Here is a 15,701-nt window from a genome sequence, read left to right as displayed (position 1 = left end):
CCCGGCGATGCCGGGGTGACGTCAACAACATAGCCCCGAAAGATGAAGGGGATGAGGTGGTTTATGCAAACAACAACGGCCCTGCGCCTGTATGGCAAACGAGACCTGCGCCTGGAAACCTTTACCCTCCCGGCGATGCAGGACGATGAGATCCTCGCCCGGGTGGTCACGGACAGCCTGTGTCTTTCCTCATGGAAAGAGGCCAATCAGGGTGCCGATCATAAAAAGGTGCCAGATGATGTGGCCACCAGGCCCATTATTATCGGTCATGAATTCTGCGGCGAAATCCTTGCCGTCGGTAAAAAGTGGCAGCATAAGTTTCAGCCAGGGCAGCGCTACGTGATCCAGGCCAACCTGCAGTTGCCCGACCGACCCGACTGCCCCGGCTACTCATTCCCATGGATCGGTGGCGAAGCCACCCATGTGGTGATCCCCAATGAGGTGATGGCGCAGGATTGCCTGCTCACCTGGGAGGGGGATACCTGGTTTGAAGGATCGCTGGTGGAGCCGCTCTCCTGCGTCATTGGCGCTTTCAACGCCAATTATCATCTGCAGGAGGGGAGTTACAACCACGTGATGGGGATCCGTCCTCAGGGACACACTCTGATCCTGGGCGGGACGGGGCCGATGGGGCTGCTGGCTATCGACTATGCGCTGCACGGCCCCATCAATCCTTCACTACTGGTAGTGACCGATACCAATAAGCCGAAGCTCAGCTACGCCCGCCGTCATTACCCCTCTGAGCCGCAGACGCTGATCCACTACCTCGACGGCCATGAGGCCAGTCGCGATACGCTGCTGGCGCTCAGCGGCGGCCATGGCTTCGACGATATCTTCGTGTTTGTGCCAAACGAACAGCTGATCACCCTGGCCTCCTCGTTGCTGGCTCCGGACGGCTGCCTGAATTTCTTTGCTGGCCCCCAGGATAAGCAATTCAGCGCCCCGATCAACTTCTACGACGTGCACTACGCCTTTACCCACTACGTCGGCACCTCCGGCGGTAATACTGACGATATGCGCGCCGCGGTGGCGCTGATGCAGGCGAAAAAGGTCCAGACGGCGAAAGTGGTCACCCATATTCTCGGCCTGAACGCCGCGGGCGAAACCACCCTCGATCTGCCTGCCGTCGGCGGGGGAAAAAAGCTGGTGTATACCGGAAAAGCCTTCCCGCTCACGCCGCTGGGCGAGATCGCCGATCCCGAACTGGCAGCGATTGTGGCGCGTCACCATGGGATCTGGTCCCAGGAGGCTGAAGCGTATCTGCTGGCCCACGCGGAGGATATTACGCATGATTAACCGCGATACGCTGCTGTGCATCTCCCTGGCGGGTCGCCCCGGCAACTTCGGCACCCGCTTTCATAACTATCTGTATGACAAGCTGGGATTGAACTACCTCTACAAAGCCTTTACGACTAAGGATATTGAGGCGGCGGTAAAAGGGGTTCGCGCATTGGGTATCCGCGGCTGTGCGGTCTCCATGCCGTTTAAAGAGAGCTGCATACCGTTTCTTGACGCGATCGATCCGTCAGCAAAAGTCATCGACTCCGTCAACACCATCGTCAACGACGACGGGAAGTTAACCGGGCTAAACACCGATTACATCGCGGTTAAAAGTCTGATCGCCAGCCATCGGCTCGATACCAACGCCAGAGTGATGATTCAGGGTAGCGGCGGCATGGGGAAAGCTGTCATTGCCGCCTTCCGTGATGCCGGTTTTCGCGATGTGATCATTGCGGCCCGCAATCGCCAGCGCGGCCTGGCGCTGGCAAAACAGTATGGCTTTCAGTGGCAGCCCCTGCCGGAAGGGATCGCAGCCGAGATTCTGGTCAATGTTACACCGCTGGGCATGGCGGGGGGAGCGGAAAGCAACACGCTGGCGTTCAGCGAGGCCATGGTGGCCCAGGCCAGCGTCGTGTTTGACGTGGTCGCGTTGCCGGCGGAAACTCCGCTGATTCGCCTGGCGCAACAATGGGGTAAGCAAACCATCAGCGGTGCGGAAGTTATTGCCCTGCAAGCCGTCGAGCAGTTTGCCCTTTATACCGGCGTACGGCCGGATAGCGCGCTGGTAGCAGAGGCCTCGGCGTTTGCCAGAAGCTAGGATGTCCCTCCCGGGAAGGCGTCAGCCACGTCCCGGGAGGGCTACCTCGCCAGAAAAGAAGCGACATAAACGGAAAAATAATCCGTCTCAGTAGTCATCTCGTTCGTCGTCTTCATCCGGCTGCTCCATCACGCTGTAAGCCACCGAGCAGAACAGGCTGTTCAGACGCTTCATATCCCCCAGCAGCGCCAGGTGCAACGTACTGGTTTCGATGCTCTGCACGTTCTGCTGATGCAGACGATCAACGTGCGCATGCGAGTAGCGGCGGTTAAGAATGCGGAACCGGTGTTTGCTGCGCCGCAGGCGGCGGGCGCTGGGCACATCGCTGGAGAAGAAGACCGACATCGCCAGCTGCAGGTTGCTGAGCAGCAGATCGTACAGGGCGTCCAGCTCCTTTAACCCTTCTACCGAGAAGGCGCGCCGCGCAGCCAGCGATTTATCGGCGATCTCGCTGCCCATTCGCTCGACGATATCGGACGCCTGTTCGAGGTTTAACGACATCTCAATAATTTCCGCCCAGCGCCGGGATTCCTCTTCCGCCAGCTCATCCTTTGGCATTCGCGCCAGATAGAGCTTAATAGCGGTGTAAAGTACGTTGATATCATCCGCCATACGGCGCAGCTCTTTCTCCTGACGCGGTTCGCCATGCATCACCTTGTGCAGGCTCTCCAGCATCTGCTCCATCGCGTCACCAATGCGCAGCGTCTCACGCGCGGCATTGGCCAGCGCCAGCGCCGGGGTGTCCAGCGCCGACGGGTCGAGATGCTTGGGTTTTAGATGGTTATCCAGCTCGGGCTCATCGCGGATCAGACGCTGGCACAGCTTCGCCATCGGTCCGGCAAAGGGCACCATCGCGATGCAGCGCAGCAGGTTGTAAAAGACGTGGAAGTAGATAACCAGCTCGGACTCGGCCAACGGCAGCTTGTGCATCGCCGCGGCCAGCGGATGGACGAACGGCAGAATAATCAGGCTCCCCACTAGCTTAAACAGCAGGCTGCCCAGCGCCACCCGGCGCGCCGCCGCGTTCGCCGCGCTGTTGTTAAGCATCGCCAGCAGCCCCGATCCCAGGTTGGCGCCAATCACCAGACACAGCGCCACCGGGAAAGAGATCGCTCCCGCCGCGGTCAGCGTCGCCGTTAACAGCACCGCCGCCAGGCTGGAGTAGCTAATGATTGCAAATACGGCGCCAATCAAAGCATCCAGCATGATATCCCCGGTCAGCGAGGCGAAAATCACCTGCACGCCGTTCGCCTGGGTTATGGGGTGTACGGCCTGGACAATCAGCTCGAGGGCCAACAGGATCAGCCCCAGACCAATCCCCACCCGTCCAAGCTGCCCAGCGCGGGTCTGCTTGCGGCCGAGGAAGAAAATCACCCCGATAAATATCAACAACGGCGACAGCCACGACAGGTCGAAGGTCAACACCCTCGCCATCAGCGCCGTCCCGACGTCGGCCCCCAGCACCATCACCAGCGCTGGCATCAGACCCACTAAATCCTGGGCGACAAATGAGGTCACCAGCATGGTGGTGGCGTTACTGCTTTGCACCAGCGCAGTCACGCCAAGACCCGCGCAGAAGGCGAGCGGCTTTTTCTCTACGCTGCTACTGAGAACGGTACGCAGGCGAGCGCCATAGACGCGCATCACCCCGGTACGCACGATATGCGTGCCCCACACCAGCAGAGCAACCGCGGACAACAGGTGTAGCAGAGTTAACACGGAATCAGCTTCTCCTTATCGTTATAGGTTTTCCGAAGTTCAGGAACCTATCTCAGTATAAGGGGTTAACCTCAATAAAGAGACAAGGCGCTCACAGAGCGCCTTGTTTGTTGTAAGGAAAGATGACGACTAGTCCGCATCATAGCCCAGATTAGGCGCTAACCAGCGCTCGACCTCCGCCGGCGTCATTCCTTTGCGCAGCGCGTAATCTTCGACCTGATCGCGCTGGATCTGCGCCACGGCGAAGTACTTGCTATCCGGATGGCTGAAGTACCAGCCGGAAACCGATGCGCCCGGCCACATGGCGAACGATTCGGTGAGCTTCATGCCGGTATGGGCTTCGACGTCCAGTAGCTGCCAGATGGTCCCCTTTTCGGTGTGCTCCGGACAGGCCGGATATCCCGGCGCCGGTCGGATCCCCTGGTAGTTCTCGCGAATAAGCTCCTCATTGCTGAGGTTCTCATTAGCCGCATATCCCCAGTAAACCTTGCGCACTTTCTCATGCAGATACTCGGCAAAGGCCTCCGCCAGGCGATCGGCGATGGCCTTGATCATGATCTTGTTATAGTCATCATGCTGCGCTTCATAGGCGTCCGCCAGCGCGTCCTCTTCCAGGCCGCCGGTCACGGCGAAGGCGCCGATGTAGTCCGCCTTGCCGCTCAGCTTCGGCGCGACAAAATCGGCGAGGCAGTAGTTGGCGAAGCCGACCTTCTCCGTCTGCTGGCGCAGATGATGGCTCACCGTCAGCACGTGGGTGCGGGTTTCATCGCGATAGATTTCAATATCGTCGCCCACGCGGTTGGCCGGGAACAGACCCACCACGCCGCGCGGGTTCAGGGTTTTCTCTGCGCTCAGCTTATCCAGCAGCTCGTTAGCATCTTTGAACAGGCGCTGCGCCTCTTCCCCTACCACTTCATCTTCCAGAATGCGCGGATATTTACCCGCCAGCGACCAGGTCATGAAGAACGGCGTCCAGTCGATGTAGTTGCGCAGAGTCTCGATACTGGCTTCCACCGTCTGTACTCCCAGACGATGAGCCACCGGCGGCGTGTAGCTCTCCCAGTCAAAGGCCAGATCGTTTTCCCGCGCGGCGGCAAGGGTCACCGGCGGCGTACGCGGTTTTTTACGCCCATGCTGGATACGCACCGTTTCATACTCTTTGCGCGTGCGGGCGACAAACTCGTCGCGCTGCGTGTCCGAGAGCAGCGCAGACACCACGCCGACGGTGCGCGAGGCGTTCTGTACGTAAACGGTCGGGCCGCTGTAGTTCTGCTCGATTTTCACCGCCGTATGCGCTTTCGAGGTGGTCGCGCCGCCTATCAGCAGCGGGATGGTAAAGCCCTGGCGCTCCATCTCTTTCGCCACATTAACCATCTCGTCCAGCGATGGGGTAATCAGCCCGGAAAGACCAATTAGATCCGCGTTTACCTCTTTGGCCGTTTTGAGAATTTTATCCGCCGGGACCATCACGCCAAGATCGATGATTTCGTAGTTATTGCACTGCAGCACCACGCCGACGATGTTTTTGCCAATGTCATGAACGTCGCCTTTTACCGTGGCAATCACCATTTTGCCGTTACTGGAGCCCTGCTCTTTACTGGCTTCAATAAACGGCTCAAGGTAGGCCACCGCCTGTTTCATTACACGGGCGGATTTCACCACCTGCGGCAGGAACATTTTGCCTTCGCCGAACAGATCGCCGACCACGTTCATGCCGTCCATCAGCGGCCCTTCAATGACCTCAATCGGGCGGGCGGCCTGCTGACGCGCTTCTTCGGTGTCCTGTTCGATAAATTCGGTAATGCCCTTAACCAGCGAATATTCGAGGCGTTTTTTCACTTCCCAGGTGCGCCACTCCGCCTGCTGGGCATTCGCGCCGTCGTCCGCTTTGCTGCCGCGATATTTTTCCGCCAGCTCAAGTAACCGTTCGGTACTGTCATCGCGGCGGTTGAGGATCACGTCTTCGACCGCGTCGCGCAGCTCGCCCGGGAGGTCATCATAGATGGCCAGCTGACCGGCGTTGACGATCCCCATGTCCATGCCGTTGCGGATCGCGTAGTAGAGGAATACGGCGTGGATCGCCTCACGTACCGGGTCATTACCGCGGAAGGAGAAGGAGACGTTGGAGACCCCGCCGGAGATTAACGCATGCGGCAGCTCGCGTTTGATGTCTTCGCAGGCGCCGATAAAGTCCTGTGCGTAGTTGTTATGCTCTTCGATACCGGTGGCGACGGCAAAGATATTGGGGTCGAAGATAATATCTTCCGGCGGGAAGCCGACCTCTTCGGTGAGGATTTTGTAGGCGCGACGGCAAATCTCTATTTTACGTTCGCGAGTGTCGGCCTGACCAACCTCGTCGAAAGCCATCACCACCACCGCGGCGCCGTAGCGGCGAACCAGTTTCGCATGGTGGATAAAGGATTCGACGCCCTCTTTCATCGAAATCGAGTTAACGATGCCTTTGCCCTGAATACATTTCAGGCCCTTTTCAATGACTTCCCACTTGGAGGAGTCAATCATGATCGGCACGCGGGCAATGTCCGGCTCGCCGGCAATCAGGTTAAGGAAACGCACCATCGCCGCTTCCGCGTCGAGCATCCCCTCGTCCATGTTGATATCGATAATCTGCGCGCCGCTTTCCACCTGCTGACGCGCAACGTCCAGCGCTTCGCTGTACTTCTCTTCTTTAATCAGCCGCTTAAATTTCGCCGAGCCGGTGACGTTAGTTCGTTCACCGACGTTAACGAACAGGCTATCGTCGCCGATATTCAACGGCTCCAGGCCGGCGAGGCGGCAGGCCACCGCAATTTCCGGCAACTGACGCGGCGGCAGGCCCGCTACCGCCCGGCTCATGGCGGCGATATGCTCCGGGGTGGTACCGCAGCAGCCGCCAACGATATTGAGGAAACCGGCTTCCGCCCATTCGCGAATTTGCGTCGCCATGGTGTCGGCGTCCAGATCGTATTCGCCGAAGGCGTTGGGCAGGCCGGCGTTCGGGTGCGCAGTGACGTAGCATTCGGCAATGCGCGACAGCTCCTGGACGTACTGCCGCAGCTCGTCCGGCCCGAGGGCGCAGTTCAGACCAAACGATAAGGCTTCGGCGTGACGCAGCGAGTTATAAAAGGCTTCGGTGGTCTGTCCGGAAAGCGTGCGGCCAGAGGCATCGGTAATGGTCCCGGAGATCATCAGCGGCAGGTCAACGCCTAACGCCTCCAGCTCCTCTTTCACCGCATAGATAGCCGCTTTAGCGTTCAGGGTGTCAAATACCGTTTCAATCAGGATCAGATCCACGCCACCTTCCACCAGCGCCCGGGTGGATTCGCGATAGGCGGCCACCAGCTGGTCAAAGGTAATATTACGGAACGCCGGATCGTTCACATCAGGCGAAATAGAAGCGGTGCGGTTGGTCGGGCCAAGCACGCCCGCGACATAGCGCGGCTTTTCCGGCGTGCGGGCCGTCCAGGCGTCGGCGCTGGCGCGGGCCAGCTTCGCCGCGGCAAAGTTGATCTCGGCCGACAGGGATTCCATCTGGTAATCCGCCATCGCGATGGTCGTCGAGTTAAAGGTGTTGGTCTCAATGATATCCGCGCCGGCCTCGAAATAGGCGTCGTGGATCTCGCGGATCACTTCGGGTTTGCTGAGCACCAGCAGGTCGTTGTTGCCTTTCAGGTCGCACGGCCAGTCAGCAAAGCGCTCACCGCGAAAGTCCTGCTCACTCAGACGATAGCCCTGGATCATGGTGCCCATGCCCCCATCCAGAACCAGAATACGTTCTTTTAACTGCTGATGCAGTTGCTCAACTTTGCTGCTCACACTTGCTCCCGACAACGCTCGACTCAGGCCAAATAGCCAACAAACCATACTGGCATAAACCACCGGAGCGGAAAAGACAACAACGGGCAATATGAGACATGTTCAGCTTCACTCCTCCGATGAGTCCGGTTGTGATTGCATTATTGCCAAATAAAACGAAAATTATTTCCACGATACAGAAAAAGGAGTTCGCGATGGCCACTACCCCCATTCCCGCGAAACGCGGCAGAAAACCCGCGGCTGCCACTGCCCAGCAGGCTGGCGGTCAGGTTCAGTCGCTGACCCGCGGCCTGAAATTACTCGAATGGATTGCCGAGTCCCACAGCAGCGTCGCGCTGACCGAACTGGCGCAGCAGGCGGGTCTGCCCAACTCCACGACTCACCGTCTGCTGACCACCATGCAACAGCTGGGCTTCGTCCGCCAGGTTGGCGAGCTGGGTCACTGGGCCGTCGGGGCGCATGCTTTCGTGGTCGGCAGCAGCTTTCTACAAAGCCGCAATCTGCTGGCCATTGTCCACCCGATCCTGCGCCAGCTGATGGAAGATTCCGGTGAAACGGTGAATCTGGCGGTGCTCGACCAGAGCGACCACCAGGCGATCATTATCGATCAGGTGCAGTGCACCCAGCTGATGCGGATGTCGGCGCCAATCGGCGGTAAACTGCCGATGCACGCTTCCGGCGCCGGGAAGGCGTTTCTCTCGCAATTGAGCGAAGAGCAGGTCACCAGTCTGCTGCACCGTAAAGGGCTGCATGCCTATACGCATGCCACGCTGGTCTCCCCGCTGCATCTGAAGGAAGATTTAGCCCAGACCCGCAAGCGGGGCTACTCTTTCGATGATGAGGAGCACGCGCTCGGCCTGCGCTGCGTCGCCGCCTGCATTTACGATGAACATCGCGAACCGTTCGCGGCAATCTCCATCTCAGGCCCCATCTCGCGTATGACCGATGATCGGGTGACTGAGCTGGGCGCGCTGGTGATCAAGGCGGCGAAGGAAGTGACGCTGGCGTATGGCGGGGTTAAATAAAAAAATGCCCCAGAAGGGCATTTTAAGTAGGCCTGATAAGCGTAGCGCCATCAGGCAGATCGGCGCACCTTGCCGGATGGCGGCGTAAACACCTTATCCGGTCTACTGTCGGCGCCATAGCGCACGCTAAAACGCTGCTTGCGCCGGTAGGCGTAGACATCTTCCACATGGCCGTTTTTAATCCGCATCTGCAGTGCGCTCCAGTAGTCGGCGCGCAGCAGGTCGGCATGCATCTCTTCAAACAGTGGCCCAATGCGCGGGTCGGCGCACAGCCAGTGGCGGAACTCCTCCGGAAACACATCGCCAGGCGAAACGCTGTACCACGGCTCGCTGGCCAGCTCATCCTCCGGATAGCGCGGCGGCGGGATCTCGCGAAAATTCACTTCCGTCATATAGCAGATTTCATCATAGTCGTAGAACACCACCCGGCCATGGCGGGTGACGCCGAAGTTTTTAAATAACATATCGCCGGGAAAGATGTTGGCGGCGGCCAGCTGGCGGATAGCATTGCCATACTCTTCTACCGCATCACGCAATGCCTGGCCGTTAACCTGCTCCAGCCACAGGTTGAGCGGCACCATTCGCCGTTCAATATAGAGATGGCTGATGACGATGCGGTCGCCGAGATCGGTGAGTTTGTTCCCCGCTTCCGCCTGCAGCAGCGCCAGCAGCGCCGGCGCGATTTGCCGTTTATCCAGCACGAAATTTTCAAACTCCTGGGTGTCCGCCATCCGCCCGACGCGGTCATGCTCCTTTACCAGCTGATAGCAAGCCCGCACATGGGCGGCGGTCATCTCTTTCTGCGGCGCGAAGCGGTCCTTGATCACCTTAAACACCCGGTCAAAGCCCGGCAGGGTAAACACCAGCATCACCATCCCGCGAATACCCGGCGCTTCAATAAACTGCTCATCGCAGCGAGTAATGTAGTGTAGATATTCGCGATAGCTTTCGGTTTTGGCGTGCTTCTGACAGCCAATCGCCATGTACAGCTCGGCCGTCGTTTTACCCGGCAAGATCTCGCGCAGCCATTCCACCAGCGCGCCGGGCAACGGCGCATAAACCATAAAATAGGAACGCGCGAAGCCAAAAACGATACTCGCTTCGGCATGGGTTGTGAGGCAGGTGTCAACAAACAGCTCACCCTCTTCGCTGCGGTGGATCGGCAGCAAAAAAGGCAGCGTCGCCATCGGCATGACCAGTTTGCCCACCAGCCAGGCGGCTTTATTGCGGTAGAACAGCTCATTGGCGACCTGCAGATGACAGGTGGCGAGCAGTTCCTCCCCCAGCGCCTCCTGCAGACTGGCAATGATATAGCCGATATCCCGCGCTTTGTTTTGCCACGGTAGCCGCAGCGGCAGATCGGACAGTACTTTACCCAGCAGGTGCGACCAACCGCGTTCCGGAAAGAAATCTTTCGCCAGCGGTCGCGGGAGGGTACGAAAGGGTCGCTCGGGCTGCGAGCTGAAAATAAAGAGCCGCTCGGGGGTCAGCGAGCGGTGGTCAAACAGGCGGCAGTAGACCGAATTGAAAAAGCTCTCAGCAATTTCAAAGCGAGGGTAATCCGGTAAAAGTTGGGTGTACTGCTGTTTCACCCGCAGAAGAAAATCGACGTCGGTGCTTTTCCCTTCGGTGATGCAGCGCAGCTGCTCTACTACCAGGCCCACGTGGTGATCGTAGAGATGGATCCGCTGCTTCATCGCCTGCTGCACGGCGTGCCAGTCAGCCTGTTCAAAGCGCTGCTGCGCGCCGGAAGTGACTTCAAGAAAACGCCCATACTGCGCGTCAAATCCCTGCAATATCGTTTGGGCAATCAGTAATTCCAGACCACGCGTCATCGCTTTCCCCCATCCGGCGCCACGTCATGCCGGATGGCGCGCTCGCTTATCCGGCCTGCGTCCTCTTGCAGGCCCGGTCAGCGTCGCGCCACCGGGCATGGCTTAAAACTGATCTTCTTCGGTCGAGCCGGTCAGCGCCGTTACCGACGAGGTGCCACCCTGGATAATGGTGGTGACCTTGTCGAAGTAGCCGGTGCCCACCTCCTGCTGATGCGAGACGAAGGTGTAGCCTTCCGGCCCGGCGGCGAATTCCGGCTGCTGCACTTTCTCAACATAGTGGCGCATCCCCTCACCCTGAGCGTAGGCATGGGCGAGGTCGAACATGTTGAACCACATGCTGTGGATCCCCGCGAGGGTAATAAACTGGTATTTGTATCCCATGTCCGACAGCTGCTGCTGGAAGCTGGCGATGGTTTTATCATCGAGATTTTTCTTCCAGTTAAACGACGGCGAGCAGTTATAGGCCAGCAGTTTGCCCGGGAAACGCGCATGGATAGCCTCGGCAAAGCGGCGCGCCTGCTCGAGATCCGGTTTCGACGTTTCACACCACACCAGATCCGCATACGGCGCGTAGGCCAGCCCGCGGCTGATCGCCTGCTCGATCCCGGCGTGGGTGCGGAAGAACCCTTCGCTGGTGCGATCCCCGGTAATAAACTCACGATCGTACGGATCGCAGTCTGAGGTAATTAAATCCGCGGCGTCGGCATCGGTGCGGGCGATGACCAGCGTCGGGACCCCCATCACGTCGGCCGCCAGACGCGCCGCCACCAGCTTCTGAATCGCCTCCTGAGTCGGAACCAGCACTTTACCGCCCATATGGCCGCACTTCTTCACCGATGCCAGCTGATCTTCGAAGTGAACAGCCGCTGCACCGGCTTCAATCATCGATTTCATCAGCTCAAAGGCGTTCAGGACGCCGCCAAAACCGGCCTCCGCATCCGCCACGATCGGCAGGAAGTAGTCGATAAAGCGCGGATCGTTCGGTTCAATTCCCGCTGACCACTGGATCTGATCGGCGCGGCGGAAGGTGTTGTTGATCCGATCCACCACCGCCGGTACCGAGTTGGCCGGATACAGCGATTGATCCGGATACATGCTGGACGCCAGGTTAGCATCCGCCGCCACCTGCCAGCCGGAGAGATAAATGGCTTCGATACCCGCCTTCGCCTGCTGCAAGGCCTGGCCGCCGGTCAGCGCGCCGAGACTGTTGACGTACCCTTTTTTCGCCTCCCCGTGCAGCAGACGCCACAGTTTCGCCGCGCCAAGCTGCGCCAGCGTGCATTCCGGATTCACCGAGCCGCGTAACTTCACCACCTCTTCCGCGCTGTAGGGACGGGTAATGCCTTCCCAGCGCGGGTTCGTCCATTCTTTGTTTAATTCTTCGATTTGTTGGGTACGGGTTTTCATGTGCAGATGCTCCATATAATTTCCTGGCTCCCCAGGCTCATAGGTGAAGGACTAAATGGCGAACCACACCATCTGGCGATTAGGCCAGCAGGCGGTAGCCCGGCAATGTCAGAAAATCAATTAGCTCGTCGGAGGTGGTGATCTGCTCCATCAGTCGCGCCGCATCGTCAAAGCGGCCGTGGCTGAAGCGGTGCTCTCCCAGCTCCTCCTGAATCACCATCAGCTCTTCCGCCAGCCACTGGCGAAACAGCGCCTTAGTGACTGGGGTGCCGTCGTTCAGGGTTTTCTGATGATGGATCCACTGCCAGATAGAGGTGCGCGAGATCTCGGCCGTTGCGGCGTCTTCCATCAGGCCATAAATCGGTACGCAGCCGTTGCCGGAGATCCACGCTTCGATGTACTGCACCGCCACGCGAATGTTGGCGCGCATTCCGGCTTCCGTGCGTTCGCCCTCGCAGGGAGCCAGCAGTTGTTCAGCGGTAATTGGCGCATCCTCGCTCCGGGTGACCGAGAGCTGATTCGGCTTATCGCCCAGCACGCGGTCAAACACCGCCATGGCGGTATCCGCCAGGCCCGGGTGGGCGATCCAGGTCCCATCGTGACCGTTGTTGGCCTCCAGCTCTTTATCGGCGGTGACTTTACTCAGCACCTGGCGGTTACGTTCGGTATCTTTGCTCGGGATAAACGCCGCCATACCGCCCATCGCAAACGCGCCGCGTTTATGGCAGGTCTTAATCAACAAGCGTGAGTAGGCGCTGAGGAAGGGTTTATCCATCGTCACCACCTGCCGGTCCGGCAGTACGCGATCCGGATGGTTTTTCAGCGTCTTGATATAGCTGAAGATGTAATCCCAGCGGCCGCAGTTCAGGCCAACAATATGGTCGCGCAGCGCATGCAGGATCTCATCCATCTGGAACACCGCTGGCAGCGTCTCAATCAGCAGCGTGGCCTTGATGGTGCCCCGCGGCAGGTCAAAGCGATCTTCCGTAAAACTGAAGACATCGTTCCACCATGCCGCCTCCTGCCAGGCCTGTGTTTTTGGCAGATAGAAGTAGGGACCACTTCCTTTCGCCAGCAGCGCCTGGTAGTTATGAAAGAAATAGAGCGCAAAATCGAACAGGCTCCCGGGGATGGCCTCATGACGCCAGGTCACATGCTTTTCCGGCAGATGCAGGCCGCGCACACGGCATACCAGCACAGCGGGATTGGGCTGCAATTGATAGATTTTGCCGGCCTCGTTGGTGTAGCTGATGGTTCCGTTCACGGCATCGCGCAGGTTGATTTGACCATCAATGACTTTGCGCCAGTCAGGCGCCAGCGAATCCTCAAAGTCCGCCATAAAGACTTTGACGTTGGCATTCAGCGCGTTAATGACCATCTTGCGCTCGACGGGGCCGGTGATTTCCACGCGGCGATCCTGCAAATCAGCCGGGATACCGCGAATAGTCCAGTCGCCATTTCTAATGGAAGCAGTTTCCGAAATAAAATCCGGAAGCTGCCCGTCGTCAATAGCCTGCTGTTGCTGCAAACGCGCGGCCAGCAGCTTATTGCGCGCCGGCGTAAAGCGGCTCACCAGTTCCGTCAGAAATTCTACCGCCTCAGGCGTTAAGATCTGCTTCTCCTGCTCGCCATAGGGCTGACTAAAGGCCAGTTCATCGGTGATTGTCGCCTGCTGCGTCATTGTGCTGCTCCTCTTGGTTGATCCGCTGGAAGCGAGCGAAAGATCGTTGTGCAGTTTTCGCTCAGCACAATTAAGACTACTCAATTAATTTCCAAAATCAAAAACAATTTCCATTTTAATTTTAATTTATCATTAACACATTGATAACAATGAAATTAAAGTTATCCTCGCGTATGAAGTGAATTTCGGAAATAAAAAAGGCACCCGAAGGTGCCAGAGGCAAAATGCTGAAACGCTTTAGGATCGTCTCACGTAGAGTATTATTCCAGCGTCGGATTCATATGACGCAGATCGTATGGCGTAATCTGGTAGACGTAATAGTTAAGCCAGTTAGCGAACAGCAGATTGCCGTGGCTGCGCCAGGTGGCGCGCGGTTTGTTCTGCGGGTCGTTTTGTGGGAAATAGTTATGAGGTATCTCAGGGTTCAAACCGGCTTCCACATCGCGGAAATATTCACTTGCCAGGGTATTGGCATCGTACTCCGGGTGGCCGGTGACAAAGGCGATGCGCTTATCTTTACTGGCGAACAAATACGCATCGCCCTCTTCCGTCTCCGCGAGGATCTCAAGATCGGTATAGTCGCGAATAAGTCCGGCCGGAAAATCAGCATAGCGTGAGTGCGGGGCCAGGAAAGAGTCGTCGAAACCGCGGGTCAGTAAGGCGTGCGGATGAAGAATATGGTGTTCATAGACGCCGGAAATCTTTTCGGCGCGGGTCTGCTTGGGAATGCCGTACAGAATGTTCAGCGCGGCCTGAACCGCCCAACAGACGAACAGCGTCGAAGTGACGTGATCCTTGGCCCACTCCAGCACCTGTTTGATCTGCGGCCAGTAAGCAACATCGTTAAACTCAACCAGGCCTAAAGGAGCGCCGGTAACAATCAGGCCGTCAAAGTTCTGATCGCAGATCTCATCGAAATTACAGTAAAAGTTATTCAGATGCTCCGCAGGGGTATTACGCGACTCGCGCGCATCGATACGTAATAACTGGATATCCACCTGCAGCGGAGAGTTTGATAGCAGACGCAGGAACTGATTTTCCGTCTCGATTTTCTTCGGCATCAGGTTGAGGATTAACACCTTCAGGGGGCGGATTTCCTGAGTCGTTGCACGTGTTGTCGTCATTACGAAGACGTTTTCATTGCGCAAGAAATTGACGGCTGGCAGCTCGTCCTGCACCCGAATTGGCATAACTGTATTACCTCATAGCATACGTATAAACGTTTAGACATCCAGATAGCTGAAGATAACCAGGAATCGGGTGAATGTCGAGTCTGCATGTTCACGGTGAGAAAATTTCACGGCGCTTGTTGAGTTAGAATATAAGAATGTAGAAAAGGAGAAAGTATGGTTATTAACATCCGCCGTTCCCGGCCTGATGAAGGGGATAAACTGACTGCGATCTGGTGTCGGTCGGTCGACGCCACGCATGATTTTCTGACAAAAGCGTATCGAAAGGAGCTGGAGGAGATGGTACGCGCATTTTTACCGGAGGCTCCGCTGTGGGTGGCGGTTAATACGGAAGACCAGCCGATCGCCTTTATGCTGCTGACCGGAGATCATATGGATGCGCTGTTCGTCGATCCGGATGTCCGCGGCTGTGGCGTGGGGAAGTTGCTGATTGAGCATGCGCTGTCGTTAACGCCGAAGCTGACGACCAATGTAAATGAGCAGAATGAACAAGCGGTCGGGTTTTATCAGAAGATGGGTTTTAGGGTGACAGGGCGCTCTGAAACGGACGATCTGGGGCAACCGTATCCGTTATTGAATTTGATGTATGAGCAGCAGGCTGAAGCAGACTACGATTGACGTCGGTAACTTTGCGGCATTGATGTCCCCTCGGCCAGCAGGTGGCCGAGGATCCGTAGCCCCGGTAAGCGCAGCGCCACCGGGGAGGCATACCGGCACGCTGGCCGGACGACAGAAACGCAAAAAGCCCATCCGACAGGATGGGCTCTTCACTTGTTTGATGCCTGGCAGTTTATGGCGGGCGTCCTGCCCGCCACCCTCCGGGCCGTTGCTGCGCAACGTTCAAATCCGCTCCCGGCGGATTTGTCCTACTCTGGAGAGCGCTCACCGACAAACAACAGATAAAACAAAAAGCCCGGTCTTTCGACCGGGCTT

10 protein-coding genes are annotated in these 15,701 nt (G+C 57.7%); 4 read left to right on the top strand and 6 right to left on the bottom strand.

Annotated features, from left to right (window positions below; genetic code table 11):
• Positions 1 to 63 precede the first annotated feature (63 nt).
• Together sorE and HMPREF3140_RS15285 are read left to right on the top strand one after the other, a co-directional pair.
• A complete protein-coding gene (sorE, locus tag HMPREF3140_RS15290; RefSeq protein WP_002884587.1) occupies positions 64 to 1,296 on the top strand; it encodes an L-sorbose 1-phosphate reductase in 1,233 nt (410 codons plus the stop codon).
• Positions 1,289 to 2,098 (top strand): shikimate 5-dehydrogenase, encoded by an 810-nt coding sequence (locus HMPREF3140_RS15285; protein WP_032412754.1) that lies wholly within the window; start codon positions 1,289 to 1,291, stop codon positions 2,096 to 2,098. The genes sorE and HMPREF3140_RS15285 overlap by 8 nt, the downstream gene beginning before the upstream one ends.
• Before the next feature lie 87 nt (positions 2,099 to 2,185).
• Here the strand turns inward: HMPREF3140_RS15285 and HMPREF3140_RS15280 are convergent, their stop codons facing one another.
• Both HMPREF3140_RS15280 and metH read right to left on the bottom strand, forming a co-directional pair.
• The gene (locus tag HMPREF3140_RS15280; protein ID WP_004177864.1) at positions 2,186 to 3,817 is read right to left on the bottom strand and encodes a Na/Pi cotransporter family protein; all 1,632 of its coding nucleotides are present in this window, start codon (positions 3,815 to 3,817) and stop codon (positions 2,186 to 2,188) included.
• 129 nt (positions 3,818 to 3,946) lie between these two features.
• Entirely contained in the window at positions 3,947 to 7,630 is a 3,684-nt protein-coding gene (metH, locus tag HMPREF3140_RS15275) for a methionine synthase (protein WP_004151753.1), read from the bottom strand.
• A 194-nt stretch (positions 7,631 to 7,824) separates the two neighbouring features.
• On the opposite strand from metH, the gene iclR reads away from it, so the two are divergent.
• Positions 7,825 to 8,655 (top strand): glyoxylate bypass operon transcriptional repressor IclR, encoded by an 831-nt coding sequence (gene iclR, locus HMPREF3140_RS15270; RefSeq protein WP_016946580.1) that lies wholly within the window; start codon positions 7,825 to 7,827, stop codon positions 8,653 to 8,655.
• 50 nt (positions 8,656 to 8,705) lie between these two features.
• On the opposite strand, the gene aceK is transcribed toward iclR, so the two are convergent.
• From aceK to metA, 4 genes are all read right to left on the bottom strand, one after another.
• Positions 8,706 to 10,490, bottom strand: coding sequence for a bifunctional isocitrate dehydrogenase kinase/phosphatase (gene aceK / locus HMPREF3140_RS15265; protein WP_032412752.1), 1,785 nt, complete (start codon positions 10,488 to 10,490; stop codon positions 8,706 to 8,708).
• Between the two features lie 102 nt (positions 10,491 to 10,592).
• Positions 10,593 to 11,897 carry an isocitrate lyase gene (aceA, locus tag HMPREF3140_RS15260; RefSeq protein WP_004192658.1) on the bottom strand — a complete coding sequence of 435 codons (1,305 nt, stop codon included), beginning with the start codon at positions 11,895 to 11,897 and terminating at the stop codon, positions 10,593 to 10,595.
• Positions 11,898 to 11,976: 79 nt separating this feature from the next.
• Positions 11,977 to 13,578 (bottom strand): malate synthase A, encoded by a 1,602-nt coding sequence (gene aceB / locus HMPREF3140_RS15255; protein ID WP_015959246.1) that lies wholly within the window; start codon positions 13,576 to 13,578, stop codon positions 11,977 to 11,979.
• Positions 13,579 to 13,838: 260 nt separating this feature from the next.
• A complete protein-coding gene (gene metA, locus HMPREF3140_RS15250) occupies positions 13,839 to 14,768 on the bottom strand; it encodes a homoserine O-acetyltransferase MetA (protein WP_004146576.1) in 930 nt (309 codons plus the stop codon).
• Between the two features lie 156 nt (positions 14,769 to 14,924).
• On the opposite strand from metA, the gene HMPREF3140_RS15245 reads away from it, so the two are divergent.
• Positions 14,925 to 15,386, top strand: a complete 462-nt coding sequence (locus HMPREF3140_RS15245; RefSeq protein ID WP_004178258.1) for an acetyltransferase — start codon at positions 14,925 to 14,927, stop codon at positions 15,384 to 15,386.
• Positions 15,387 to 15,701 lie beyond the last annotated feature (315 nt).

It is taken from the genome of Klebsiella sp. HMSC16A12, assembly GCF_001808265.1.
Lineage (GTDB): Bacteria > Pseudomonadota > Gammaproteobacteria > Enterobacterales > Enterobacteriaceae > Klebsiella > Klebsiella pneumoniae.
The sequence above is the reverse complement of the archived record's forward strand: the minus strand, read 5'-3'. Positions and strand labels throughout refer to the sequence as shown.